At 64.3% G+C, this 24,438-nt stretch carries 35 protein-coding genes; 30 read left to right on the forward strand and 5 right to left on the reverse strand.

Going from position 1 to position 24,438, the window contains the following annotated elements:
- Position 1 precedes the first annotated feature (1 nt).
- The 24 genes from rplV to KF833_14175 all read left to right on the forward strand — a co-directional run bounded on the left by rplV (position 2) and on the right by KF833_14175 (position 13,503).
- Positions 2–334, forward strand: coding sequence for a 50S ribosomal protein L22 (rplV, locus tag KF833_14060; GenBank protein MBX3746427.1), 333 nt, complete (start codon positions 2–4; stop codon positions 332–334).
- Positions 335–342: 8 nt separating this feature from the next.
- On the forward strand, positions 343–1,023 hold the full coding sequence (gene rpsC, locus KF833_14065) for a 30S ribosomal protein S3 (GenBank protein MBX3746428.1): 681 nt from the start codon (positions 343–345) through the stop codon (positions 1,021–1,023).
- A gap of 45 nt (positions 1,024–1,068) precedes the next feature.
- Positions 1,069–1,488 (forward strand): 50S ribosomal protein L16, encoded by a 420-nt coding sequence (gene rplP, locus KF833_14070; GenBank protein MBX3746429.1) that lies wholly within the window; start codon positions 1,069–1,071, stop codon positions 1,486–1,488.
- A gap of 12 nt (positions 1,489–1,500) precedes the next feature.
- Positions 1,501–1,710 carry a 50S ribosomal protein L29 gene (gene rpmC / locus KF833_14075; GenBank protein MBX3746430.1) on the forward strand — a complete coding sequence of 70 codons (210 nt, stop codon included), beginning with the start codon at positions 1,501–1,503 and terminating at the stop codon, positions 1,708–1,710.
- The gene (rpsQ, locus tag KF833_14080; GenBank protein ID MBX3746431.1) at positions 1,707–2,015 is read left to right on the forward strand and encodes a 30S ribosomal protein S17; all 309 of its coding nucleotides are present in this window, start codon (positions 1,707–1,709) and stop codon (positions 2,013–2,015) included. The genes rpmC and rpsQ overlap by 4 nt, the downstream gene beginning before the upstream one ends.
- A 12-nt stretch (positions 2,016–2,027) precedes the next feature.
- Complete coding sequence (rplN, locus tag KF833_14085; protein MBX3746432.1) at positions 2,028–2,393, forward strand: 50S ribosomal protein L14; 366 nt, start codon at positions 2,028–2,030, stop codon at positions 2,391–2,393.
- Between the two features lie 3 nt (positions 2,394–2,396).
- The gene (locus KF833_14090; GenBank protein MBX3746433.1) at positions 2,397–2,675 is read left to right on the forward strand and encodes a 50S ribosomal protein L24; all 279 of its coding nucleotides are present in this window, start codon (positions 2,397–2,399) and stop codon (positions 2,673–2,675) included.
- A gap of 9 nt (positions 2,676–2,684) precedes the next feature.
- A complete protein-coding gene (gene rplE / locus KF833_14095) occupies positions 2,685–3,227 on the forward strand; it encodes a 50S ribosomal protein L5 (GenBank protein MBX3746434.1) in 543 nt (180 codons plus the stop codon).
- A 30-nt stretch (positions 3,228–3,257) separates the two neighbouring features.
- A complete protein-coding gene (gene rpsN, locus KF833_14100) occupies positions 3,258–3,527 on the forward strand; it encodes a 30S ribosomal protein S14 (GenBank protein ID MBX3746435.1) in 270 nt (89 codons plus the stop codon).
- A gap of 7 nt (positions 3,528–3,534) precedes the next feature.
- Entirely contained in the window at positions 3,535–3,921 is a 387-nt protein-coding gene (gene rpsH, locus KF833_14105) for a 30S ribosomal protein S8 (GenBank protein MBX3746436.1), read from the forward strand.
- A gap of 21 nt (positions 3,922–3,942) precedes the next feature.
- A complete protein-coding gene (gene rplF, locus KF833_14110) occupies positions 3,943–4,479 on the forward strand; it encodes a 50S ribosomal protein L6 (protein MBX3746437.1) in 537 nt (178 codons plus the stop codon).
- A gap of 47 nt (positions 4,480–4,526) precedes the next feature.
- Positions 4,527–4,892, forward strand: coding sequence for a 50S ribosomal protein L18 (gene rplR / locus KF833_14115; protein MBX3746438.1), 366 nt, complete (start codon positions 4,527–4,529; stop codon positions 4,890–4,892).
- A 16-nt stretch (positions 4,893–4,908) separates the two neighbouring features.
- Positions 4,909–5,595 carry a 30S ribosomal protein S5 gene (gene rpsE, locus KF833_14120; GenBank protein MBX3746439.1) on the forward strand — a complete coding sequence of 229 codons (687 nt, stop codon included), beginning with the start codon at positions 4,909–4,911 and terminating at the stop codon, positions 5,593–5,595.
- Between the two features lie 10 nt (positions 5,596–5,605).
- Positions 5,606–6,076, forward strand: coding sequence for a 50S ribosomal protein L15 (gene rplO, locus KF833_14125; GenBank protein MBX3746440.1), 471 nt, complete (start codon positions 5,606–5,608; stop codon positions 6,074–6,076).
- Positions 6,077–6,096: 20 nt separating this feature from the next.
- Positions 6,097–7,476, forward strand: coding sequence for a preprotein translocase subunit SecY (gene secY / locus KF833_14130; protein MBX3746441.1), 1,380 nt, complete (start codon positions 6,097–6,099; stop codon positions 7,474–7,476).
- A 64-nt stretch (positions 7,477–7,540) separates the two neighbouring features.
- A complete protein-coding gene (gene map / locus KF833_14135; GenBank protein MBX3746442.1) occupies positions 7,541–8,302 on the forward strand; it encodes a type I methionyl aminopeptidase in 762 nt (253 codons plus the stop codon).
- The gene (gene infA, locus KF833_14140; protein MBX3746443.1) at positions 8,281–8,499 is read left to right on the forward strand and encodes a translation initiation factor IF-1; all 219 of its coding nucleotides are present in this window, start codon (positions 8,281–8,283) and stop codon (positions 8,497–8,499) included. Before map ends, infA begins: the two co-directional genes overlap by 22 nt.
- Positions 8,500–8,505: 6 nt before the next feature.
- Entirely contained in the window at positions 8,506–8,619 is a 114-nt protein-coding gene (gene rpmJ, locus KF833_14145) for a 50S ribosomal protein L36 (protein MBX3746444.1), read from the forward strand.
- Between the two features lie 7 nt (positions 8,620–8,626).
- Positions 8,627–9,022: a 30S ribosomal protein S13 gene (gene rpsM, locus KF833_14150; GenBank protein ID MBX3746445.1), complete on the forward strand. Its 396-nt coding sequence runs from the start codon at positions 8,627–8,629 to the stop codon at positions 9,020–9,022.
- Between the two features lie 18 nt (positions 9,023–9,040).
- Positions 9,041–9,643: a 30S ribosomal protein S11 gene (rpsK, locus tag KF833_14155; GenBank protein ID MBX3746446.1), complete on the forward strand. Its 603-nt coding sequence runs from the start codon at positions 9,041–9,043 to the stop codon at positions 9,641–9,643.
- Positions 9,644–9,670: 27 nt separating this feature from the next.
- Positions 9,671–10,279 (forward strand): 30S ribosomal protein S4, encoded by a 609-nt coding sequence (gene rpsD, locus KF833_14160; GenBank protein ID MBX3746447.1) that lies wholly within the window; start codon positions 9,671–9,673, stop codon positions 10,277–10,279.
- A gap of 115 nt (positions 10,280–10,394) precedes the next feature.
- Positions 10,395–11,408, forward strand: a complete 1,014-nt coding sequence (locus tag KF833_14165) for a DNA-directed RNA polymerase subunit alpha (protein MBX3746448.1) — start codon at positions 10,395–10,397, stop codon at positions 11,406–11,408.
- 3 nt (positions 11,409–11,411) lie between these two features.
- Complete coding sequence (locus KF833_14170) at positions 11,412–11,954, forward strand: 50S ribosomal protein L17 (protein MBX3746449.1); 543 nt, start codon at positions 11,412–11,414, stop codon at positions 11,952–11,954.
- A 139-nt stretch (positions 11,955–12,093) separates the two neighbouring features.
- On the forward strand, positions 12,094–13,503 hold the full coding sequence (locus tag KF833_14175) for an MFS transporter (protein ID MBX3746450.1): 1,410 nt from the start codon (positions 12,094–12,096) through the stop codon (positions 13,501–13,503).
- A 338-nt stretch (positions 13,504–13,841) separates the two neighbouring features.
- On the opposite strand, the gene KF833_14180 is transcribed toward KF833_14175, so the two are convergent.
- A complete protein-coding gene (locus KF833_14180; GenBank protein ID MBX3746451.1) occupies positions 13,842–14,165 on the reverse strand; it encodes a hypothetical protein in 324 nt (107 codons plus the stop codon).
- Between the two features lie 294 nt (positions 14,166–14,459).
- Here KF833_14180 and KF833_14185 point away from each other — a divergent pair, with 294 nt between their 5' ends.
- Genes KF833_14185 through KF833_14195 form a run of 3 tightly spaced genes read left to right on the forward strand, consistent with a single transcriptional unit; the run spans position 14,460 to position 16,045 of the window.
- Positions 14,460–15,305 (forward strand): SPFH domain-containing protein, encoded by an 846-nt coding sequence (locus KF833_14185; GenBank protein ID MBX3746452.1) that lies wholly within the window; start codon positions 14,460–14,462, stop codon positions 15,303–15,305.
- 30 nt (positions 15,306–15,335) lie between these two features.
- Positions 15,336–15,854, forward strand: a complete 519-nt coding sequence (locus KF833_14190) for a hypothetical protein (protein ID MBX3746453.1) — start codon at positions 15,336–15,338, stop codon at positions 15,852–15,854.
- Positions 15,854–16,045, forward strand: a complete 192-nt coding sequence (locus KF833_14195; GenBank protein ID MBX3746454.1) for a hypothetical protein — start codon at positions 15,854–15,856, stop codon at positions 16,043–16,045. Before KF833_14190 ends, KF833_14195 begins: the two co-directional genes overlap by 1 nt.
- Positions 16,046–16,072: 27 nt before the next feature.
- Here the strand turns inward: KF833_14195 and KF833_14200 are convergent, their stop codons facing one another.
- The 4 genes from KF833_14200 to KF833_14215 form a co-directional block, all read right to left on the reverse strand.
- On the reverse strand, positions 16,073–17,011 hold the full coding sequence (locus tag KF833_14200; protein ID MBX3746455.1) for an ROK family protein: 939 nt from the start codon (positions 17,009–17,011) through the stop codon (positions 16,073–16,075).
- A 54-nt stretch (positions 17,012–17,065) separates the two neighbouring features.
- The gene (locus KF833_14205) at positions 17,066–17,248 is read right to left on the reverse strand and encodes a hypothetical protein (GenBank protein ID MBX3746456.1); all 183 of its coding nucleotides are present in this window, start codon (positions 17,246–17,248) and stop codon (positions 17,066–17,068) included.
- Positions 17,229–17,993: a hypothetical protein gene (locus KF833_14210; protein ID MBX3746457.1), complete on the reverse strand. Its 765-nt coding sequence runs from the start codon at positions 17,991–17,993 to the stop codon at positions 17,229–17,231. Before KF833_14210 ends, KF833_14205 begins: the two co-directional genes overlap by 20 nt.
- Positions 17,994–18,116: 123 nt before the next feature.
- Positions 18,117–19,076, reverse strand: coding sequence for an NAD(P)-dependent oxidoreductase (locus KF833_14215; protein MBX3746458.1), 960 nt, complete (start codon positions 19,074–19,076; stop codon positions 18,117–18,119).
- Positions 19,077–19,225: 149 nt separating this feature from the next.
- Here KF833_14215 and yajC point away from each other — a divergent pair, with 149 nt between their 5' ends.
- The 3 genes from yajC (at position 19,226) to recJ (ending at position 24,391) form a co-directional block, all read left to right on the forward strand.
- Positions 19,226–19,564: a preprotein translocase subunit YajC gene (gene yajC, locus KF833_14220; GenBank protein MBX3746459.1), complete on the forward strand. Its 339-nt coding sequence runs from the start codon at positions 19,226–19,228 to the stop codon at positions 19,562–19,564.
- 13 nt (positions 19,565–19,577) lie between these two features.
- Complete coding sequence (gene secD / locus KF833_14225; GenBank protein ID MBX3746460.1) at positions 19,578–22,109, forward strand: protein translocase subunit SecD; 2,532 nt, start codon at positions 19,578–19,580, stop codon at positions 22,107–22,109.
- Positions 22,110–22,657: 548 nt separating this feature from the next.
- On the forward strand, positions 22,658–24,391 hold the full coding sequence (gene recJ / locus KF833_14230; GenBank protein MBX3746461.1) for a single-stranded-DNA-specific exonuclease RecJ: 1,734 nt from the start codon (positions 22,658–22,660) through the stop codon (positions 24,389–24,391).
- The last annotated feature ends 47 nt before the right edge of the window (positions 24,392–24,438 follow it).

A 24,438-nucleotide genomic window follows, 5' to 3' on the forward strand; every position in this document is an offset into this window, starting at 1 on the left:
CATGGAAGTCAAAGCGATCACTCGAAACATCCGGATGTCCGCACAGAAAATGCGCGAGGCGACCCGGCAGATCCACGGGATGAATGCGGCGCAGGCGCACGCCGTGTTGCTGGCAACCCCGCGCAAGTCTGCCTACTGGGTGGCCAAGACGCTGAAATCGGCGATGGCCAATGCCGAACACAACAAGGAACTCAAGGTGGAGGCTTTGAAAGTGAAGGCGGCGATGACGGGGACAGGGCGCACCTTGAAGCGGTTCACTCCCAAGGCGCGCGGCTCGGCCGGCCCCATTCGGAAGCGGAGCTGCAACGTGACAATCGTGCTGAGTGACGAATAGGACCGACTATGGGGCAGAAGACCAATCCAATCGGCCTGCGGGTCGCGGTGACGAAGGAATGGCAATCCAAGTGGTTTGCCGGGAAGAAGGAATTTGGGCGTTTGCTGGTGGAGGATGCCGAGATTCGGAAGCTGTTGAAGCGGCGTCTCGAAACGGCGTCGGTGCCGAGGATCGCGATCGAGCGGGCCGCCAACCGGTGCCGGATCACCATCTTCACGGCACGGCCGGGGGTGGTGATCGGTCGCAAGGGCGCCGAGATCGACAAGATCAAGGAAGACCTCAACCGGATGACCGGGAAGGATGTGTATGTCGAGATCCAGGAGGTGAAGCAGCCTGAAATCGACGCACAACTGGTCGCCGAGAACGTCGCGTTGCAGCTCGAGCGCCGGATCTCCTTCCGTCGTGCGATGAAGAAGGCGATCCAGTTTGCCATGGATATGGGGGCCGAAGGGATCAAATTGCGGTGCGCAGGACGCCTTGGGGGATCCGAGCTGGCCAGGGTGGAGACGTACCATCAAGGTCGGGTGCCGCTTCACACCCTTCGAGCCAACATCGATTACGGGTTTGCCGAAGCCAACACGGTGTACGGCAAGCTGGGTGTGAAATGCTGGGTGTGCCGCGGCGAGCGCAAACCGGAGAAGGCACGGCCTCCTGTGGCGGCGCCCCTGGCGGCAAGCGGCGCGGAATAGTGCGAGAATGGTTCGGCAAAACGATTTTCAGGAGACGACAGGCTTATGGCGTTGATGCCCGCACGGGTGAAATACCGGAAAATGCACCGCGGAAACCGCGCGGGCATGGCCACGCGATGCAATTCGGTGGCCTTCGGCGAGTACGGGCTGCAGTCCATGGAACGCTGCTGGCTGGATGCCAAGCAGATCGAGGCGGCGCGCATTGCGATCACCCGCCAGATGAAGCGCCGCGGGAAGTTGTGGATAAGAGTGTTTCCCGACAAGTCCTTCACCAAGAAGCCGCTTGAGGTGCGAATGGGTACCGGAAAGGGCGGCGTGGAAGGCTGGGTGGCGGTGATCAAGCCGGCGACCATCCTGTTTGAAGTGGAAGGCGTTCCGGAGGCGGTGGCACGGGAGGCCATGCGTCTGGCGGCCAACAAGCTGTGCATTCGCACCCGGTTCGTGTCGCGGCACCATCTGACCTGATTGGAGACGACGATGAAATTTTCGGAGCTGAAGGACCTGACGGTGCCCGAGCTCAGCGCCCGGTCGAACGACCTGCGCCGTGAGCTGTTCAATCTGCGCTTGCAGAAGGCGAGCGCCCAACTGGAGAAGCCCGCCCGCCTGCGCACCTTGCGCAAGGAGATCGCGCGGGTGGAAACCGCTCTGACCCAGCGCCGCAAGCAAGCCGAGACCCCTGCCCCATGACGGAATCCATCCAACCCAGGCGTTTGCACAAGGAGCGTGTCGGAGAGGTTATCTCCGACAAGATGGCCAAGACCATCGTGGTCCGGGTCGAGCGGCGGGTCGCGCACCCGCGCTTCAAGAAGATCGTGACGCGCTACACGAAGCACTACGCCCACGACGAGAAGGAGATCGCCTCGGCGGGGGACACCGTGCGGATTCGGGAGAGCCGGCCGCTGTCCCGGCTGAAGCGATGGACCCTGGTGGAGGTGGTTCAAGCGGCCCGCGGGGGAGCGGTGAAGGACGCCGTCGTGGCGCCTCAGGCCTAGGAGGACTAAACGATGTTTCAGGTACGATCCATATTCGACGTGGCCGACAACTCCGGTGCGAGAAGGGCGGCATGCATCGGGGTGCTCGGGCGAAACCAGCGGTATGCCCGGGTTGGCGATGTGGTGAAGGTCCACATCAAGGAGGCCACACCGGACGGAACCGTGAAGAAGAGCGAGGTGGTCAATGCCGTGGTGGTGCGTTCGCGCAAGGCCATTCGCCGGAACGACGGCTCCTACCTGCGCTTCGATTCCAACGCGGTGGTGATCATCGACAAGGAAAACAACCCGCGGGGCACGCGCATCTTTGGGCCGGTGGCGCGCGAGCTGCGGGAGAAGAAGTTCATGAAGATCATTTCCCTGGCCCCCGAGGTGGTTTGAGTCATGACTCTGAAGTTCCATGTGAAGAGGGGCGATGAGGTGGTGGTCATCGCCGGATCCGAGCGCGGCAAGCGCGGCAAGGTGCTGGCGTTGCTCGGCAAGAAGCAGCGCGTGGTGGTGGAGGGCGTGCAGATGGTGAAGCGGCACGTGCGCAAGTCCCAACAGCATCCCAACGGCGGCATCATTCCCAGGGAAGGATCGGTCCATGTGTCCAACGTGATGCTGGCCAGCCGATACGATGAGCGGGCGGCCCGGCGCTCCTCCGACTCCGGCAACGCATAAGGGTCTTCGATGAATTCACGGCTTTATCAGAAGTACGTCAACGAGGTCCGTCCGGCCCTGATCGGGAACGGGCGGTTCAAGAACATCCACCAGGTGCCGCGCATGGAGAAGATCGTGGTGAACATGGGTGTCTCGGCCTCGCTTGAGAAAGTCGCCATGGATGACGCCACCAAGGACCTGACCACCATCAGCGGGCAGAAGCCGGTGGTGAACAAGGCCAAGAAGAGCGTGGCCAACTTCAAGTTGCGCAAAGGCCAGCCCATCGGGTGTCGTGTGACGCTGCGGCGGGACCGGATGTACGAGTTCTTCGACCGCCTGGTGGCCACGGCCCTGCCGCGTATCCGCGATTTTCGAGGCCTCAATCCGCGGCATTTCGACGGGCGCGGAAACTACACCCTGGGTGTTGCCGATCAGACCATTTTTCCCGAGATTGACCTGGACAAGATCAAGCGTCATCAGGGTATGGACATCACGATCGTGACGTCGGCGGAGACGGACGACGACGCACGGGAACTGTTGAAGCTGATGGGAATGCCGTTCGCGGACCGCTGACGGGAGCAGGATCGAACCGATTTACTGAGTATGGCGAAGACATCTTGGACACAACGGGATCTGCGCAAGAGGGCGCTGGTGGCGAAGTACGCCGCGAAGAGGGCCGAACTGAAGGCGAAGGGGGATTACGCCGGCCTGGCGAAGCTTCCCCGGTCGGCCAGTCCGGTGCGCCTCACGAATCGTTGCCGGGTCAGCGGGCGGCGACGGGCCTATCTCAGGAAGTTTCAGGTCTCCCGTATCACCTTCCGGGAGATGGCGCTGTCGGGCCTGATTCCCGGTGTCACCAAGGCAAGCTGGTAGGCTTATGTTGAGCGATCCGATTTCCGATCTGCTGTGCCGCATCAATAACGCGGTTCAGGCAAAACACCCCAACCTTGTGGTGCCTCATTCCCGCCTGAAGGAGTCCATCTCCAGGGTGCTGATGCAGGAGGGCTACCTGTCCGAGGTGGCGGTCGAGGGAACCCAGAAGAAGCTGTTGCGTCTGAAGTTGCGCTACGACGGCCGTCGCAGCGTCATCGAGGGCGTGCGCCGGGTCAGTTCGCCAGGCCGCCGCGTGTACGCGGGCTGCGATGACATCCCTAAGGTCCGGGGCGGTCTCGGAATCCTTGTGGTGTCCACGTCCGGGGGCGTGGTCACCGATCGGGAGGCCCGGCGCCGGAAGCTCGGTGGCGAACTGCTGTGTTCGATTTGGTAAGCGAAGAAGGAAGCCGCTGTTATGTCGCGAGTGGGAAAGACACCGATCGCCGTGCCGGGCCAGGTCAAGGTCCAGGTCGCGGAGCGCCAAGTGAAGATGGAAGGTCCCAAGGGCCGGCTCGAGTTCAATCTTCCGGGCCGAACGGCGATTGAATTGCGGGACGGCAGCATCCATGTGCTGCGCCCTGACGACACGCCGAAGTCGAAGGCCTTTCATGGCCTGAGCCGGGCGATCCTGCAGAACATGGTCACGGGAGTGGCCGAGGGGTTCACCAAGCAGCTCGAAATCCAGGGCGTGGGATTCAAGGCGGCGGTTCAGGGAAAACTGTTGAATCTCAGCCTGGGTTACTCGCACCCGATCAATTACCCGATCCCGGACCAGATCAAGGTGACGGTCGAGGACAACACCAGGATCCGGGTTGAGGGACCGGACCGCCAGGTGGTGGGACGTGTGGCGGCCGAGATCCGGTCCTACTACCCTCCGGAGCCGTACAAGGGCAAGGGCGTGCGATACGCCGGCGAAGCGGTTCGTCGCAAGGAGGGCAAGACAGTTCAGTAATTCTGCGGGCCGGTCGATGCGGCCCGATTCAACTCCTTCGTTCCCGAATGAACATTCAACAGAAGCAACGATTGGCCCGGTTCCGGCGGATGCGGGTGCGGAACAAGGTGCATGGCACCCCCGAGCGGCCGCGGATGAGTGTCAAGTTCACCGGACAGCACATCTACGTGCAGTTCATCGACGACGGCGTCGGTTCGACCTTGGCGGCGATTTCAACCCAGGCAAAGGATTTGGGCGGGGAGGCGCTGTGGAAGGCGAATGTGGATTCGGCCCGGCGTCTGGGTACCCTCGCGGCCCAGCAGGCGATGGGGAAGGGCTTGAAAAAGGTCGTGTTCGACCGTGGCGCGGCGAAGTATCACGGCAAGGTCAAGGCGCTCGCCGACGCGGCCCGGGAGGCGGGACTGGAATTCTGACGTTACGCAAAAGGCTATGGCTGATTCTGAACAGGCAGTGAGTTCACCCGCGCAGGCGCCGGAGGGACGGACAGGAGGGATGGGCGGGATGGGAGGATCGCGTCCGGACAATCGCCCGGGTGACAATCGTCCGTCGGCGGGTCGCGGGAGCCGCCAGCCCCGGGGACGCCGGCCGCGACCGGGCGAGGGCGGGAATGACGATCGGGATGGGAACGACCTCCTTGAAAAGGTGATTTACATCAATCGCTCGGCCAAGGTGGTCAAGGGTGGCCGTCGGTTCAGCTTCAGCGCCCTGGTGGTGGTGGGCGACCGCAACGGGCGTGTCGGCCTCGGCCTGGGGAAGGCGGGCGAGGTGGCTGAGGCGATCAAGAAGGGCGGCGCGGTGGCCCGCAGGAACATGTCTCCGGTGGCGTTGGCTTCGATGACCATTCCGCATGAGGTCCTGTCCCGGTTCGATGGCGCGGAAGTGCTGCTGCGACCGGCGAGCGAGGGTACCGGAGTGATCGCCGGCAAGACGGTGCGGGCGGTGCTGGATGCGGCCGGCGTGCGCAACGTCTTGAGCAAGTCCCTGGGCTCGAAGAATGCGGCCAACGTGGCCAAGGCGACCCTGGCTGCCCTGCAGCGTCTCCGGTCGCGCGATGAAATTTTCCGGGCGCGCGGGATCGTCCTCGCTCCACGCCCTGCGGTGGCAGTGACCCCCTGATTTATCCCCCATGCGACTGCACACACTGAAAAACCGACCCGGGGCCCGAACCCGGGCGAAGCGGATCGGACACGGCGAATCGAGCGGGAGCGGCAAGACCTCCGGGCGCGGTGGGAAGGGTCAGACGGCCCGTTCCGGCGGTTCCCTGAGGATCGGCTTCGAAGGCGGGCAGATGCCCTTGATCCGGCGCCTTCCGAAGCGGGGCTTTAATAATGCGAGGCACCGGACGGAATATCTGCCGGTGAATGTTTCGGCCCTGAGCCGGTTTGACGCTGGGTCGGTCGTGGACGAGAAGGCGATTCGCGGGGCCGGCCTGGCAGACGGGAAGGCGGACGGGATCAAGGTGCTGGGGAATGGGGAATTGGACCGCCGGCTGGTGGTGCATGCCCATGCATTCAGTGCCTCGGCCAAGGCCAAGATTGAGGCCGCGGGCGGGGAATGTCATGTGATCGAGCGGCGGGCTGCGACGGCGCGGGCCTGAATTCTTTGAAGGCCGGCATGCTGTCCAAGATCCTCTCCACACTCGCGAACTGCCTCCGGGTTCCGGAGTTGAAGTCGCGGCTGATCTTCACGCTGGCGATCCTGGCCGTGTGCCGGGTCATCGCCGTGATTCCGCTTCCGGGCCTCGATGCCGGAGCGTTGACGGAGTTCCTGCGGGACACGCAGCAGTCCAGCGGAACGCAGTCGCTGGTGGGCATGTACAGCCTGTTCACCGGAGGGGCCTTGGAGCGGTGCGCGCTGGGTGCGTTGGGCATCATGCCCTACATCAGTGCCACCATCATCATGCAGCTGCTCGGGGCGGTGGTGCCGAGTCTCAGCAAGCTATCCCGCGAAGAAGGGGGGCGTACCAAGATCGTTCAGTACAGCCGCTATCTGACCTTGGTGCTGTGCCTGGGGCAGGGGTTTGCGATGGCGCTGGGCTGGGAGAATCCGACATCCCTGTTCTCCAATTTCACCCAGCCCCTGGTGATCATGGAGCCGATTTGGTGGTACCGGATTCAGACGGTCTTTCTGCTGACGGCGGGAACCATGCTGCTGGTTTGGCTGGGGGAACAGATCACCGAGCGCGGCATTGGCAATGGGGTGTCGCTGGTCATCACGATCGGCATCCTGTCGAGCATCCCGCAGGCGATCCGGGGTGTGTATTACATGTTCTTTCCGCCGGCCGGGGCCGAGCCCAAGAACATCTTCCATGCCATCGCCCTGCTGCTGCTGGTGGTGGCGGTGGTGGCGGCGGTCATTGCCGTGACCCAGGCGCAGCGAAAGATCCCCGTCCAGTACGCCCAGCGATCGGTGGGACGCAAGGTGGTGCCGGGAGGAAGCTCGTTCATGCCGCTGCGGGTCAACGCCGCGGGGGTGATGCCGATCATCTTCGCCCAGGCCATCCTGATGTTCCCCGAACAATTGTTAAGGACGCTCGGTTCCCGCTTCGACCAGTTGAGCTTCCTGAACACGCTGGCCATATCGATCGGCTACGGTCGGCCTCTGTACCTGATGATCGAGGCGGCCATGATCATCTTTTTCGCCTACTTCTGGGTCGCCACGATCTTCAACGAGATCCAGATCGCCGATGACCTGAAGAAGTACGGGGGCTACATCCCGGGGGTGCGGCCAGGACAGGCCACCAGCGACTTCCTGCACTGGACAATGAGTCGCATCACGCTGGCGGGAGCGCTGTTTCTCGCAGCCATCGCCATTTTCCCGGTGATCCTCAACCGGATGATGGGTGTGCCGTTCGAAGTGGCGAGTTTCTTCGGCGGCACCAGCATCCTGATCACGGTGGGTGTCCTTCTGGATACACTTCGGCAGTTGGAGTCGTTCCTGCTGATGCGCCACTACGACGGGTTCCTCAAGAAGGGACGGGTTCGGGGGCGGTTGTGAGCGTGCATGGGACAGGTGGGAGGCCGGGGATGAAGATCCGACGTTCCACCGACGAAGCACTGGCATGGCGATGATCAAAACGGCGACCGAAGTGGCGGGAATACGCGAGGCCTGCCGGATTGCGCAAGAGGTGCTTGAGGAGTTGGGCGAGGCCTTGAGGCCGGGAATGAGCACGGAAGAGCTGGACACCCTGGCGGCGGAACGGATCAAGGCGCGGGGGGCGAGGAGTGCCTTTCTGGGGTATCGGAAGTTCCCCCGGCACACCTGCATTTCGGTGAACAACGAAGTGGTGCACGGGGTGGCCGGCGCCCGAAGGCTTGAGTTCGGAGACATCGTGAGCGTGGACGTCGGGGTGTTCCACCGGGGGTTTGTGGGGGACACCGCGGCCACGTTTCCGGTGGGAGGCTGCGATCCGGCGGCCCAGAGGCTGCTGGATGTGACGCGGCAGGCGTTGATGGAAGGGATTCGGCAGGCACGCGGGAAGAACCTGGTCGCCGACATATCGAAGGCGGTGCAGTCGGTGGTGGAGGATGCGGGTTTCAGCGTGGTCCGGGAGTTTGTTGGCCACGGTGTGGGCAGGAGCGTGCATGAGGAACCCCAAGTGCCGAATTTTGTGGAGCCGGGACGACGGTCGCCGCGGTTGAGGCCGGGGATGACGATTGCGATCGAACCGATGGTGAACGCGGGGGGGCGGGAGGTTCGCGTGCTGAATGACGGCTGGACTGTGGTGACGGTGGATGGCACACTCTCCGCCCATTTCGAGCACACCGTGCTGGTGACGGACGGAGAGGCTGAAGTGCTGACGTGTCGCGAGACGACGCCATAAAAGTGGAAGGGACCGTTGTGGAAGTGCTGCCAAATACGACGTTTCAGGTGGCCGTGCCCAACGGCCATCGCATCCTGGCCCATCTATCGGGCCGGATGCGGCTGAATTTCATCCGCATTCTGCCCGGAGACCGGGTGGTGGTGGAAATGTCCCCCTACGATTTGTCGAGGGGGTGTATCACATACCGACAGAAGTGAGTCGCCATGAAAGTCCGGGCCTCGGTCAAAAAACTGTGTGAGAATTGCAAGGTGATCCGCCGCAAGGGCGTGATCCGCGTCATTTGTACCAACCCGCGCCACAAACAGCGCCAAGGCTGATCTTCCCATGCCACGCATCATTGGTGTCGAAATCCCAGGGGACAAGCGCATCGAAATCGCGCTCCGCTACGTGTACGGACTCGGTCCGAAAAACGCCCTCGAGGTGTTGGAGCGGGCCAACATCCCGATCGGGTTGAGGGCGAAGGAACTGACCGAGCAGCAGCTGTCGCAGATCGTGCATGCCATCCAGGATGGCAAGTACGTCATCGAAGGCGATCTGCGCCGGGAGATTGGCCTGAACCTGAAGCGCTTGCAGGCGATCAAGTGTTATCGGGGAATCCGGCATCTGCGCGGACTGCCGGTGCGAGGGCAGCGGACCCAGACCAATGCGCGGACGCGCAAGGGGCCGCGGAAGACGGTCGGCGTGCAGCGCAATCCCAAGGCGAAATCCGGCATCCACTAATCTCGAATCTGTCCTGTCATGGCTGAGGAAACTTCCCCCACACCCACACCCCCGGCTCCCGTGGCCGAGGGGAGCAACGTGCCTGAGAAGGCCGCCGCCCCGGAAGGCGCGGCACCGAAGGCGACCAAGACCAAGAAGGCGGCCGAGGCGCCAGCCGCGGGAGATGCGGGCGCGGCACCCGTTGGGCCTGTGGCGGCCGTGGCACCGACGGCAGCGGAGATCATGGGGACGGATGTCGCCCCCAAGAAGATCATCAAGGCCAAGGGCTCCAAGAATGTGGTGGTGGGGGTGGCGCACGTGCTGGCGACCTTCAACAACACCCAGGTGTCCATCACCGACATGCAGGGCAACGTGATTGGGTGGTCATGTGCCGGAAGGGTGGGCTTCAAGGGTTCCCGCAAGAGCACCGCGTTCGCTGCCCAGCAGGTGGCCCAGGACGCGGCCCGGCAGGCGATGGCCCACGGGCTGAAGGAGATCGAAGTCCGGGTTAAGGGACCGGGTTCGGGTCGCGAGTCGGCGATCCGGGCGTTGCAGGCGATCGGTCTGGAGATCAGTGCGATCCGCGACGACACCCCGATCCCGCATAATGGCTGCCGTCCGCGCAAGAAGCGGCGGGTTTAATTTCAAGAACCGCAGGAGAGCAATCGCATGGCACGTTATACAGGTCCGCGGGTCCGCATCAGCCGCCGTTTGGGCGTCCCGATCTTCGGGTACGCCAAGTCCCTGGAGAAGCGCAACTATCCGCCCGGCCAGCACGGGCCGAAGATGCGTCGCAAGGTGACGGATTACGCCTTGGGACTGATTGAGAAGCAGAAGTTGCGTTATTACTACGGACTTCAGGAGCGGCAGTTCCGCCGGGTGTACCAGACGGCGCTGCGGCGCCGTGGGGTCACGGGCGAGCAGATGCTCCAACTGCTGGAGAGCCGGCTGGACAGCGTGGTGTATTCGCTCGGGTTCGGGGCGACGCGGGCTGCGGCGCGGCAGATGATTTCCCACGGGCACGTCAAGGTGAACGGGCGCAAGGTGGATGTGGCTTCGTACATGATGAAGCCCAACGACACCATCGAGGTCCGGGGCGTTGCGGCGTCGCGACAACTGGCCATGCGGGGCCTCGAGTTGTCCACCAGCCGGCCGGTTCCGGAGTGGCTGTCCTTGAACAAGGACGGTCTGCGCGGCACGGTGGTCCGGATGCCGTCCCGGGAAGAGATCCAGCCGATCGCCAACGAGCAGGCCGTGGTCGAGTTTTACTCCCGCTAACCCCAACAGAGAACCAGGCGGGTCCGGGTTCGGACCGGTCTGGTGGCGAATATATGGCCTACCGGTGTCTTGGGAGTGGCGGCGGGAGGCAGGTTACATTTGCCAGGAGGAAATCATGCCAGTCAGACTAGGTCGGTTTGAAATGCCGAAGCGGTTGGTGAAGGACGAGTCCACCGCAACGGAAACCTACGGAAAGTTTACGGCCGAGCCGTTCGAGACCGGATACGGGTACACGATCGGAAACAGCCTGCGGCGGGTGCTGTTGTCCTCCCTCGATGGCGCGGCTGTCACCTCTTTCAAGGTGGACGGGGCGATGCACGAGTTCACCACGGTGGATGGGGTGGTGGAGGACGTGACCGAGATCGTTCTCAACCTGAAGAAGGTCAAGTTCCGGCACCATTCCCGGGACACGCAGTTGCTGCGGCTGTCGGTGAACAAGGATGGTGCGGTGACGGCGGGCGACATCGAGAAGACGGACAAGCTGGATGTCGTGAACCCGAAGCAGCTCATCTGCACACTGGACAAGAAGAAGAAGCTGGAGATGGAGCTGGAGGTGAAGGTCGGGCGCGGATTCTGTCCGGCCGACGAGAACAAGCGACCCGACCAGCCGATCGGGGTGATCGCCATCGATTCCATTTTCTCCCCCGTGGTGCGGGTGCGGTATAACGTCGAGGCGGCGCGGGTGGGGCAGCGCACGGACTACGACAAGCTTGTACTGGAGATCTGGACAGACGGGCGGGTCACGCCGCAGGACGCGCTGTTGCAGTCCAGCTCGATCCTCAAGAAGCACCTCGAGTCGTTCTACAATTACGATGAGAACGCGGTGCAGTTCGAGGAGGAACGGGGCAAGGAGGACGAGGAGCGGGAGCGCTTCAAGCGGCTTCTCCAGATGTCGGTGAACGAGATCGAGTTGTCGGTCCGGGCGGCGAACTGCCTGAACAACGCGAACATCACGACGGTGGGCCAACTGGCCATGAAGACGGAAAGCGAGATGTTGAAGTACCGGAACTTCGGCAAGAAGTCGCTGAACGAGATCAAGGACAAGCTGACGGCGCTGGGCTTGTCCCTCGGAATGAACATTGATCCCTCCTTGCTGGAAGCGCCCAAGGAGGAACCCATCCTCGAATAGGCCATGCGTCACCTCAAGAAGACCGCCAAGCTGGGGCGGACATCGGAACACCGGAACATGATGCTGGCCAACATGGTCAGCAGCCTGATCAAGCACCGTCGGATCACCACGACACTGGCGAAGGCGAAGGCGGCGCAGCGCGTGGCCGAACGCATGCTCACCCTCGGCAAGCTCGGCAATGCGGCCACGGCGGCGGCGGAGGCGGTGGCCGACGAGAAGGCCAAGGCGCGCAGCCTGGCAGAAAACGTTCACTGCCGGCGCCTGGTGGCGGCGCGGTTGCACCAGCATGCGCGAACCCTGTTCCGCAGCCGGGATCGCCGGCTGAAGTGGCGGGAGAACGAGGACGTCGTGCACATCCTTTTCGACAAGATCGCGCCGGCCTTCAAGGATCGTCAGGGGGGATACACCCGGATCGTGAAGCTGGCGCACCGGCGCCGGGGCGATGCGGCCCAGACGGCGATTCTGGAGTGGGTCGATCTCGCGGCGACGCAGGGAACTCCATCGGCCGAGGGCAAAGGGGATGCTGCCCAGGCGGGGAAGGCCTGACGGACAGTCTGCGGACAGTCATTGGATTTCACGGAGGGGCGTCTGGCGCGGGAGCCGGGCGCCCCTTCGGCTTTTTCGACGGAGCGGGGAATTGGGGCTTGGTTTCGTGGCGGGATGTCCGTACTGACCTTGTCGTTCCATGACCCCGACCTCACCGACAGTGCCGGGCCCGTGGTGGCGATCGCTGACACGCTACCATTGGTTTGTTTTCACCATCGCCAGCCTGGCGTGGATGTTCGACTGCCTGGATCAGCAGATCTTTGTGCTCGCACGTCCGGCGGCACTGGCCGCCCTGATGCCCGAGGGGACGGATCCGTCGCGCCTGAAGGAACTGGGAGGGATTTCGACCTCGATCTTCGTGGCGGGCTGGGCGATGGGGGGGCTGATTTTCGGGGCGGTGGGCGACCGGATCGGGCGGGCGAGGACGCTGGCCATCACGGTGCTGCTCTATTCGTTGTGCACGGGGTTGTCCGCGTTTTCGGTGGGGTTCGTCGATTTCGCGATCTACCGGTTTGTGACGGGGTTGGGGGTGGGTGGCGTATTCGGGTTGTCGGTGGCGCTGGTGGCGGATTCGTTGCCGGACCGGGCCCGTCCGAACGCGCTGGGTCTGCTGCAATCGCTGTCTGCGGTGGGGAACATCACGGCGGGATTGATTGCGGTGGTGGTGGGGTGGCTGGAGACATCGCGGATCGAGCCGGGAAGTTCCTGGCGGGCGCTGTTCGTGATTGGAGCCCTGCCGGCGTTCCTGACGGTGTTCATCATGTTGAAGCTGAAGGAACCGGAGAAGTGGGTCCAGGCGAGGGCGGCCGGCAAGGCGATGGGGGTTCAGTTCGGGTCGTACCGGGCGCTGCTGGGGCATCCCCGATGGCGGAAGAACGCGATCCTGGGGATGCTGCTCTGCGTGTCCGCGGTGGTGGGCTTGTGGGGCATCGGGTTCTTCAGTCCGGAGCTGATCAATGACGTAATGGGGCGGGCGCTGGCCTCGGAGGGCATCCCGCCGGAGCAGATCCCTGGGTATCGGACCATGTGGACAGGGATCAACATGGTCATTCAGAACACGGGATCATTCTTTGGGATGCTCGCGTTCACCTGGGCGGCCAGCCGGTTCGGGCGACGGCCGGTATTTGCGGTCGGGTACCTTTGTGCGATGGGGAGCACCATCCTGGTGTTCCAGTTTCTGAATGAGCGCAGCGACATCTTCTGGATGGTGCCGATGATGGGTTTCTTCCAGCTCTCGCTGTTCGCGGGATTCGCGATCGTGCTGCCGGAACTCTTCCCCGTCAGCCTGCGCAGCACGGGGACGAGCTTTTGTTACAATGTCGGACGGTTCGTGGCCGCGGCCGGACCGCTGTTCATGGGGAAGCTGACCGCCTGGCTGGCATCGGACGCCGAGACACTGGACCAGAAGCTGGACGCCTTTCGGAATGCCTGCGCCTGGATGAGCCTGGTGTTTCTGGTGGGATTGGCGGTGGTGCCGTTTCTTCCCGAGACCAAGGGGGTGCCGCTGCCTGAGGACGAGCCGGCAGGCCCGCCCGGGGCGAAATCCTGACGAACCTGCTGTATCGGCGGCGGAAGACCCATCAAGGGTAGCCATTATCAAGAACTGACCCTGTTACTCTTGCATGAGATGGACGCTCACATTCAGAGAAGCGCACACGAGCTGGAGCGTCGGCGTGCACAAGCCGGCGATTCACCCATCCGGAAGCGCCTGCGTGAGATGGGCAAGCTGGCGTGAGCGCCGGTCTCTACATGGACGTAGATGTGCCCGCAGCGATCACGCATGGACAGATTCTCCGGGGCGTGGACGTGTTGACGGCACATATTGACGGCACCACGGAGTTGGAGGACGCAGCCCTGTTGAACCGGGCCACGGCGTTGCGCCGGGTGTTATTCAGCCAGGATGACGATCTGCTGACCGAGGCGACGCGACGGCAGCGTATTGGCGAACCCTTCGGTGGTGTCATCTTTGCCCACCAGCTTCGCATCACGATTGGGCGGGCCATCGAGGATCTGGAGATACTGGCCAAAGTCGGCGACATCGAAACGTTCGCCAACCGCGTGGAATACCTGCCGCTGTAACATCCCGGCGCGATCTATCACGTCAGGAATCGCGGCGACCGGCGTGAGCCGATCTTCGTGGATGACGCGGATCGCCAGGGCTTCGTGGAGACCCTGGGTGAGGCTTGCGGATGGACGGGCTTGCACGTTCATGCCTGCGTGCTCATGCCGCGGGCCATCCGGAGGCTGTGGTTGGCGGTGGCGTATGGCCTGGAACGGGAACGACTCGCTCTGGAGTCGCGGGACCTTGGGGATGGGAAAAAGACGGGAAACGATTCCTTGACTCGGGTGGTTCCATTATGATATCACTTAAGTATCCAAAGGCAATCAATGAAACCCAATGTCAGCGTGAGCGAGAGTCAGGGTGTGGATGCGAGTGCGAGTGCGGGCGCGGCGGGGGCGTCTTCGAACCGGGAGCAGTTGGGGTGGGCGATGTCGGGCTGGCCGATGCTGGGGGGAGTGTTGCTTCTGAAGGGGGTGGTGGCCTTCCTGCTGGTGCGGGCGGCGCAGACGATGTCGGTGAGCGGGGGGGCAGCGGCCCTCTGGCTGGTGTCGGGGCTGCTGCTGCTGGTCGCGGTGTTTGTGGGATGGGCGGGGTTTTTCACGCTGCAGCCGAACGAGGCGCGGGTGCTGATCCTGTTTGGGGCGTACCGGGGGACGGTGCGGCGCAGCGGGTTTCACTGGACGAACCCGTTCTTCACGAAGAAGAAGATCTCCCTCCGGATGCGGAACCTGAACGGGGAGCGGTTGAAGGTGAATGACAAGCGGGGGAACCCGATCGAGATCGCGGCGGTGGTGGTCTGGAGGGTGTCGGACACGGCGCAGGCGGTGTTCGATGTGGACGACTACGAGCACTACATCGAGGTGCAGAGCGAGTCGGCGGTGCGGCACCTGGCATCGGCGTATGCGTATGATCAGGGGGAGGAGGACGAATTGACGTTGCGGAGCGGGGGCGTGGAGGTGGCGGAGGCGTTGACGCGGGAATTGCAGGAGCGGTTGGTGCGGGCGGGGGTCTGGGTGGAGGAGGCGCGGATCACGCATCTTGCGTATGCGCCCGAGATTGCGCAGGCGATGCTGCGGCGGCAGCAGGCGGAGGCGGTGATCGCGGCGCGGGCGAAGATCGTGCAGGGGGCGGTGACGATGGTGGAGATGGCGCTGCACCAGTTGAAGGAGAAGCAGGTGATCGAGTTCGATCCGGAACGGAAGGCGTCGATGGTCAGCAATCTGCTGGTGGTGCTGTGCGCGGAGGCCGAGGTGAGTCCGGTGATCAACACGGGGACCCTGTATCATTGAGCCTTGAGCCCACCGGGCCGGGAGGAACCCATGAGTGAGAGGCAATACGCGGCGGTGTGGGGACGCCGGATCCGGGTGATCACGGTGCTGGTTCTCCTGCTGTGCGGGGGGGTGACGGTGGGGATCGCCCTGCTGGTGAACCGGCCGGAAGAGCGGTGGGTGGTGTGGCTGGTGACGGCTTTGATGCTGGGGATTGTGGGGGGGACGGCGCTGTTTTCGATCCGGGGGTTCGAGATTGGGAGGGATGGGGTGCGGATTCGGCGGGTGCTGTGGACCAACCGGATACCGTTCGAGGCGATCGAATCGGCCGAGGTGGATCCGGAGGCGTGCCGGGGGGCGTGGAAGACGATGGGCAACGACGGGCTTTTCGCGATGCACGGTTGGTTTCGAAGCCGGCGACTGGGGTCGTTCCGGGCCTTTGTGACCCATCCCGGGGATGCGGTGGTTTTACGTGGGCCCAAGGGGATCGTGGTCGTGTCGCCGGAGAACCCGCGGCGGTTCGTGAACGATCTGAATCGGCGCCGGGGGCGCGGGGAGGGGCGACCCTGATGGGTTCCGAACCGCGCAAGGCGTTTCTGCTGCGGATGGATCCGCGCTTGTGGTCGGAGATCGAGGCGTGGGCGCAGGAGGATCTGCGTTCCGTCAACGGCCAGATCGAGTTCCTGCTGCGGGAGGCCGTCCGCCGGCGGAAGGGGGACGCGGCGAAGGGTGCGGGGGCGCCCGGGGAAAGCGCCGAGTGACAGCCCGGCTGGGCAGCGGGGTCAGGGTCAGGGTGAGGGCCTGACGAGTTCGGCGGCGAGGAGGAGGGCACCGGCCGGGACGGCGTCCTCGCTCAGGGCGGCGAGGAAGAGAGGCGGCCCGGGCCGGAATACCTCCATCAGGTGGGGAGTGAGGGCCACGGTGACGGCATGGCGGAGGGGTTCGCCGACCAGGGCGAGGCCGCCGCCGAGGATGATTCGTTCCGGATGGACGAGGTGGACGACGTGGGAAAGGGCAAAGGCGAGGTTGTCCGCCAGTTCACTGAGGATGGCGTGGGCGAGGGGATCCTCGTGCTGGAGGGCGGCGGCAAGGAAGCGGGATTCGCCGCCGGGGCTGTTGGCGGCGAGTTGAGCGAGGGGGCTTCCGGGATGGAGGGCGATGGCTTCACGGATGCGGCGATCGACGGCCCAGCCGGAACAGCGGTCCTCGACGCGGGTGCCGGCCTTGTCGAGGCGGACGTGGCCGATTTCAGATTCGCCGGGGGGGGCGCCGTGGTGGATGCGACCGCCCAGCACGAGACCGCCGCCCACGCCGCTGCCAAGGGTCACGTAGAACACGGGATCGGCGCCGCGCCCATTGCCGAGGCGGGCTTCGGCGAGCGCGGCGACATTGGCGTCGTTTTCGACGACGACGGGGATTCCGGTGTGTTCGTGGAGCCAGGCGGCGAGGGGGACGTCGGACCAGCCGGCGACCTGGTGGGAGCGGGCGATCCAGCCGGTCCGGGAATCGACGGGGCCGCCGAAGCCGACTCCGAGGGCGCGGGGATCGACGGTGGCGCGGATCCCTGGGAGCCAGTCGAGGATACGTTGGCGGATGCCATCCGCACCGGCACCGGGATCGACCGTATGACGCCAGCGATGGCAGACGGTGCCGTCCGGGCGACCGGCGACCAACTGGAGTTTGGTGCCGCCGATCTCGAGGCCGAGGAGGTTGGGGGCGGGGTCCATCGGGGGCGTCCGAGGTGGACTCCGACGGGGAGCCGGTGGAGGGCCGGGCTGGAGCTAGCGTCGCTCCTCGGTCATGCCGGTGGGGAGGCCGGTTTCCCAACTGCGCGGGGTATTCCAGGGACGCTCGGAGAGACGTTCCTCGTTGGTGGCACAGCCGGCGAGGAACCAGGCGGCGGCGAGGAGGGCGAGGAGGGCGGCGAATGGACGATGGGGACGATTACCGGGGAAGGGCTTCATAGCTGGTCATGACCTGGTCACCGGCCTGGACCTGATCCTGAACCCAATCGGGCATCAGGTTGGCGACGGCGGAGCGGGCTTCGACGCGGACCAATTGAGCCTTGGCGACGAGGGTTTCGCCGCGGGTGATGATCATCTTGCCATTGCGTTTGAGGCCGTCCTCGGCCCCGCGATCGAGCACGACGAACTGGTAGTTGCCATCGACGGCCGTGACGAGGCCACGGACATCCGGCATCTGGACCTCGGTGATTTTGCCGCGGTAGAGGTCGAGTTCCTCGCTGAGGCGGGCGATTTCGCGACCCATGACCTGCTTTTCCGCGGCGAAGGCGTCGCGCTCGGCCGCCAGACGTTCGGTACGGGACTGGAGGTTGGCGATTTGTTCGGGTTCGATCCCGAGGGCTTCCCAGCGGGAGAGACGGCGTTGGGCGGTATCGCGGGAGACGATGGTCTCCTGGAGTTCCTGGGAACGGCGGGCCAGGAGGCCGTCGGTTTCGTTGAGGCGGGTGGTGGTGACCGTCAGTTCCTGCTGAACGAGTTCGAGTTCGTCCTTGGCGGACTTTTCGGCTTCGCGGGCCTGACGTTCCGAGTCGCGGGCGCGGGTCTCCGCGGCGACGGCGCGGTCGCGCTCATCGCGAAAGGTATCGCGCTGTTCGGACAGGACCTGGGCCTTGTCCTTGAGCACGAAGGAGACCACGACACCTGCCAGCGCGACGGCCAGCGACAGGATAAGGAAAATGCGTAGCATGCGACGTCGTCCTGGGATTACCTGTGATTGAGACGGGGAAGGCTAGGGGCGCGGGGCGTTGGGTGTCAATTGCCGAGGCGGCGAGAGCCGACATTTGGGAGACATTTGGAATCCAGTCATCGGCTACTTGCGGCGCGGTTTGGGGGCGGGTTTGGCCTTGGATGGGGCCTTGGGTCTGGCCTTTGCCCTGGCTTTGTGGCGGCCCTTGAAGGTGAGTTCGGCGATGCCGGACTTGTCGAGATGGCCGAGCCCCTCCTTGACCATGCGTTGGAACTGCGCGGTGGTGGCGGCGGCGAGAGGGAGGTTGAGTTTCTTCGATTTGCCGAGGGCGAGGGCGATTCCGGAGTCCTTGGCGGCGTGTTCGGCGGAGAAGAAGCAGGCATGGTCGCGGTTCTGCATGTCTTCGCCATCGGTTTGGAGGACGCGGGAATTGGCGCCTGTCTGGGAAAAGACCTCGCGGAGGGTGGCGAGGTCGAGGCCCAGGGCGTCGCCCAAGGCGAGTCCTTCGGCGAGGCCGGCGGTATTGATGTTCATGACCATGTTGACCAGGGCCTTCACCTCGGCGGCGGTGCCGGAGGCCCCGATGAACCGGAGGGACTGACCGTTGTTGCTGAGGTGGCGGAGGACGGGTTCGACTTTGGCATAGACGGCGGGTTGGCCGCCGCACATGAGGTAGAGGGAGCCGTCGCGGGCCTGGGGGATGCTGGAGGCCATGCAGGCCTCGACGGTGGCGGCGCCGGCCTTGGCGGCGAGTTTTTCGAGGTCGCGATGGATCTTCGGGGAGAGGGTGGCGCAGTTGATGAAGGTCCGGCCTCGCGCGCCCTGGAGGAGGTTATCGCGGCGTCCCTTGAAGATGGCCTCCATGGCCTTGTCGTTGGTGACCACGGTGAAGACGATGTCGGCTGCGGCGGTGACCTCGGACAGTTTGGTGCAGGGTTCGGCGTCCAGTTCCCGGGCCAGTTCCTCGGCGGCCTTGCGGTTGACGTCGTACACGGCGGTGACCGGGTAACCGCAGTCCTTGAGGCGCCGGGCCATGTTGGCGCCCATCCGGCCGACCCCGACGAATCCAATGCGTTCTGCCATAGGTGTGATGCTGGTTGCGGGGGGAGGGTACGGACCCCGGGATGGGATGCCAGCCGGAACTGAGTCGGGGGCCGGCGTTTGTTGAGGTCCACGTTGAGCTTGCCACGGTCAGGGCCATCCCGCACTTTTGCCGTTCTATTTTGGGTCATATGACGACGGACTTACTGGCATCGGTCTTGATAGGGTTTGCGCCTCCGGCGCCGCCCGCGGGGACGGAGAGCACGGCTCCGGGGTGGGTGAGCCTGGTGCCGATCATCCTGCTTTTCGTGGTGATGTACCTGGTGTTGATCCTGCCGCAGCAGCGGAAGGCGAAGCAGCACGGGTTGCTGCTGAAGGCGCTCAAGCCGGGGGACAAGGTGATCACCAGTGGCGGGATTGTCGGGGTGGTGGTGAGCATCCGGGACCATCATGTGACCGTCCGGTCGGACGAGACCAAGCTGGAGATCCTGAAGAGCGCGGTGCAGGAGATCACCGAGCGCAAGGCCTGATTTTCTCTGCCGCATGAAGAATCCGTTTTTTTGGCTGACGGCTGTCGTCGTGGTGTTGTTGTGGTCGGCGTACGAGATGTACCCGCCGAAAGGGCGAAGCCTGCTCGAGCAATTCGAGCGGGAGGCGGAGAACACGCAGGATCCGGTGTTCCGGTCGATCCTGGAGCAGGCGCGAACGCTGGAGGCGCAGGGCGGGGCGTCCTTCGAGAATCTGCTGACGGCGGCGGGGACCAACAGTCTGGAGCGTTATTTCCCGAGGGTGGAGATTCCGGCCGGGGGCGAGACGAACCGGGTGATTTTGAACCGGCTGCAGCGCAATTCGCTGGGCAAGATCCGTCTGGGGCTCGATCTGCAGGGCGGGATGTCCTTCATGGTGCAGATGCGGACCAACGAGCTGAAGGAGCCTGGTTCGCGGGATCGGGCACTGGACCAGGCGGTGGAGATTTTGCGGAAGCGGGTGGACCGCTTCGGGGTGGCGGAGCCGACGATTCAGAAGGCCGGGGTGGACCGCATCGAGATCCAGATGCCGGGTCTGACCCAGGCGCAGATTGACGATGTGAAGGCCACGATCGAGCGGGCGGCCTTTTTGAAGTTCTGCATTGTCCATCCCGAGAGCGACCGGCTGCTTCAGGAGGGGTTGGTGCCGCCCGGGTACGAAGTGCTGCACGAAACGCGGACGGACCGGCGGACGGGCCAGGTGTCGGTGACCCCGCTGCTGGTGCGGAGGAATGCGGAGCGGGGGCTGACGGGGCATTATGTGACGCGTGCGGACCCGGTGCCGGATCCGTTGACGGGGGAGCCGAAGATCGAGTTTGAGTTGAACACCGAGGGGGCGCGGATTTTTGCGGACATCACGCGGGAGTACAGTCCGCGGCCGGGCGGCCCGGGGGGCACGCAGTATTTCTATCTGGCGATCGTGCTGGACGGGGAGCTGTATTCGGCGCCGCGGATTCTGGGGGAGATACCCGGGGGACGCGGGGTGATTACGGGCAATTTCGACATCAAGGAGGCGTACGAGCTGGCGAATGTGCTGATGAACCCGCTGGAGGCGCCGGTGGACATCATCCAGTACAACCTGGTGGCGGCGACGCTTGGGGCGGATTCGATCGAGAGCGGGATTCGGGCGACCTTGATCGCGGCGATCCTGGTGGTGGGTTTCATGCTGGTTTACTACCTGTTCGCCGGGGCGGTGGCGAACATCGCCCTGATGTTGAACATCTTCATTCTGTTCGGGGTGATGTGTGGCATCGAGGCGACGATGACGTTGCCGGGGATTGCGGCGGTGGTGCTGACGGCGGGCATGGCGGTGGATGCCAACGTGCTGATCTTCGAGCGGATCCGGGAGGAGCGAATGGCGGGGAAGTCGCTCAAGGGCAGTCTGTCGGCAGGTTATGACAAGGCGTTCTGGACCATTTTCGACACCAACCTGACCACGCTGATTGCGGCGTTGATCATGATCTGGATGGGGACGGGGCCGGTGAAGGGCTTTGGTGTGACGCTCACCATCGGGATTTGCGTGAGCATGTTCACGGCGCTGGTGGTGACGCGTTTGATCTTCGATTTCTGCCTGCAGAAGGGGTGGTTGACCAAGCTGAAGATGATGACGGTCATCGGGGAGACGCGGATTGACTTTCTGCGGTTCGCCAAGCCGGCCTTTGTGCTTTCCTGGGCCCTGATCCTGGTTGGAGTGGGGTATGGATTCTATCGGGGCAAGGCCGTGATGGGCGTCGATTTCATCGGGGGCGACGCGATCACCTACAGCTATCGGCAGGCGGTGCCGACGGCCGCTGTGCGGGCGGCGCTGACGCAGGCGGGGGTGACCGAGGCCCAGATTCTTCCCAAGTCGAGTCCGGCGGGCGGGTTGGACACCATCCAGATTGTGGTGCCGTTTGAGCAGGGCGATCTGGTGATGCAGACGCTGCCCGGGGCGTTTCCGGAGGCGGGGCTGACTTTGGAGGATGTGGACCGGAAGGGGCCGGCGGTGGGTCGGGAGATTCTGCTTTCGGCGTTGAAGTCGGTGCTGCTCGCGCTGTTTGGGATCCTGCTGTACGTGGCCTTCCGGTACGAGTTCAGCTTCTCGGTGGCGGCGGTGGTGGCGGTGATCCACGACGTCCTGATGACGATGGGATGGTTCTTCCTGACGGACCGGCAATTGAGTGCACCGATGGTGGCGGCGGTCCTGACCATCATCGGGTTTTCCATCAACGACACCATCGTGATATTCGACCGGATCCGGGAGGATCTGCGGTTGGGGATCCGCGGCAGTTTCCGGGACCTGATGAACCTGGCGCTGAACCAGACGTTGCGGCGGACCTTGATTACTTCCGGGACGACGTTGCTGGCGACGGCGGCGCTGTATCTGTTCGGGGGCGGTGTGATCAACGACTTCGCGTTCACCTTCCTGGTGGGCATCATCACGGGGACGTATTCGACCATCTTTATTGCGGGGACGATCGTGCTGTGGTGGCACAAGGGGCAGCGACCGGTGATCGGGCCGGTGCAAAGCAGCACGGGGCCGCAGGTGCAGCAGCCGGCCCGGGCGTGAAATGGGTGGGAAGGGAGCGGAGTGATGGGATGAGGACTCGCGGAGATCGTCCCTCCGGAGTGAAGCGAAGGGGTGAGATCGGAGGGCTGAGCTCTGCGAGGCCGCAGGGGAGTGGAGGGATGGGATGAGGACTCGCGGAGCTCGTCCCTTCGGAGTGAAGTGAGGGGGGTGAGATGGGAGGGTTGAGCCCTGCGGGGCCGCAGGGGAAGTGGAGCGATGGGAAGGGGACTCGCGGAGCTCGTCGCTTCGGAGTGAAGCGGGGGTGGAAGGCATCATGTTCGCCGCGAAGGTGTTTGCCATTTCCAGTTCCCGTTGGTTTTACTTCGTGTTGGCCGGGGCGATGAGGTCAGCTTCCCCCTCAAGGTGGGGTTGTTGATGGTTCTGGCAGGTATTCGAGAGGAGAGGCTTCCTGGCATGGCTGAAACGAAGCGGGATATCGTGCGGGCGTCGGGGGTGGCGGGTGCCAGCCCTGGGCGCGGCATTGGGGCTTCGGTGGGGATGAGTTGGCGTGAAGGGAGGTTAGCCGGCCCGCCTCCCGGGCAGGCAACATGAAGCATCGCTGGCTCCTCGCACCACCCCGTCCCGAGGAGGCCGCGCACCTCGCACGGGAGCTGGGCATCACGCCGTTGCTGGGTCAGTGCCTGATCAACCGCGACTTTGGCTCGACGGAGCGTGCCCAGGCATTTCTTGGACCGCGCCTGCGCGATCTTCAGGATCCATTTCTGCTTCCCAACATGGCGGCGGCGGTGGACCGGCTTTGGGCGGCGCGCGAGGCAGGGGAGTCGCTGGTGATTTACGGCGACTACGACGTGGACGGGGTGACGGCGACGGCACTCTTGGCGGAGGTGCTGGAGACGCTGGGCTGGCGGGTGGCGCGGTTCGTTCCCAAGCGGATGGACGAGGGGTACGGGTTGAGCGCGGACGGCGTGGAGAACTGTCTTCACCAGAACCGTGCCACCCTGATGGTGGCGGTGGACTGCGGATCGACGGCCACGGAGACCATCCGCAGCCTGGCCGAGCGGGGGATCGACGTGCTGGTTTTCGATCATCACCAGATCGCCGATCCGCCGCCGGTGGCGGTGGCGCTAGTCAATCCGCGATTGGGCGGCGACGGCGCGCACGGGGTTGAGCTTTCGTCGGTGGGGCTCTCGTTCAAGCTGGCTCACGCGTTGGTCAAGCGGGGTCGGGAGCGGGGTATGCCCGAGGCGGTGACCTTCGATCTGAAGACCCTGCTCGACCTGGTGGCGCTGGGGACGATTGCCGACCTGGTTCCGTTGCGGGCCGAGAACCGTATTTTGGTGAGGGCGGGACTGGAGCGTCTGAACCAGACCCAGCGTCCCGGGCTGCAAGCGCTGTGCGAGGTGGCGCAGATCACCTCGACCATTGGCAGTTACGAGGTGGGTTTTCTGCTGTCGCCGCGCCTCAACGCGGCGGGCCGGTTGGAGGATGCGTGCGAGGCGTTGGATCTGCTGTTGACCGACGACTACGGCACGGCGACGCGGTTGGCGCGCAGTCTGGACGCCCGGAACCGGCAGCGGCAGCAGATCGAGAAGGCGATGGCCGACAAGGTGCTCGGCGAACTCGATGCGCGGTTCGATCCGCAATCGGACTACGTGATCGTCGAGGGCGCGATGCCGTGGCACATCGGGGTGGTGGGGATCGTGGCGTCGCGGGTGCTGCAGCGATTTTACCGACCGACGATTATCATGGGTGGGGATGGGGAGTGCTGGCGGGGATCGGGACGGAGCATCGAGGGGTTCGATCTGGCGGCGGCGCTGCGCGATTGCGACGATCTGCTTCTACGCCATGGCGGCCATGCCATGGCCGCGGGCCTCAGCCTTGCGCCGGAGAACCTCGCGATGCTCCGGGACCGCCTCAATCAACTGGCCCGGGACCGGCTTCGTCCGGAGCAGTTGCGTCCGCCTCTTCGGCTCGATGCGGCGGTGCCCCTGGGGCAGGTCACGGAAGAGCAGGTGTTGGATCTCGATCAACTGCGTCCGAACGGCCAGGGGAATCCGGCGGTGCAACTCATCGTCCAGGGCGCACGGCACGATCGTCCGCCGCAACGGGTCGGGAAGGAGCGTCAGCACGCCAAGTTCTGGGTCACGGACGGCCGACTGACCCGCGAGGCCATCTGGTACGGAGCGGGGGATCGCCCGGTTCCGACCGAACCGTTCGACCTGGCGTGCGTGGCGCACATCCACGAGTTCAACCATCGGCGGAGCGTCCAGCTCAAGGTGTTGGACTGGCGTCCGGCGGCGAAGAACGGGCAGCGCGCCTGAGCGCCGGGTGCCACGAGGCCGCAGAGGGGGGGAGCGATGGGATGGGG

The sequence above is a fragment of the Verrucomicrobiia bacterium genome (assembly GCA_019634625.1).
In the GTDB taxonomy this organism is placed as follows: domain Bacteria; phylum Verrucomicrobiota; class Verrucomicrobiia; order Limisphaerales; family CAIMTB01; genus CAIMTB01.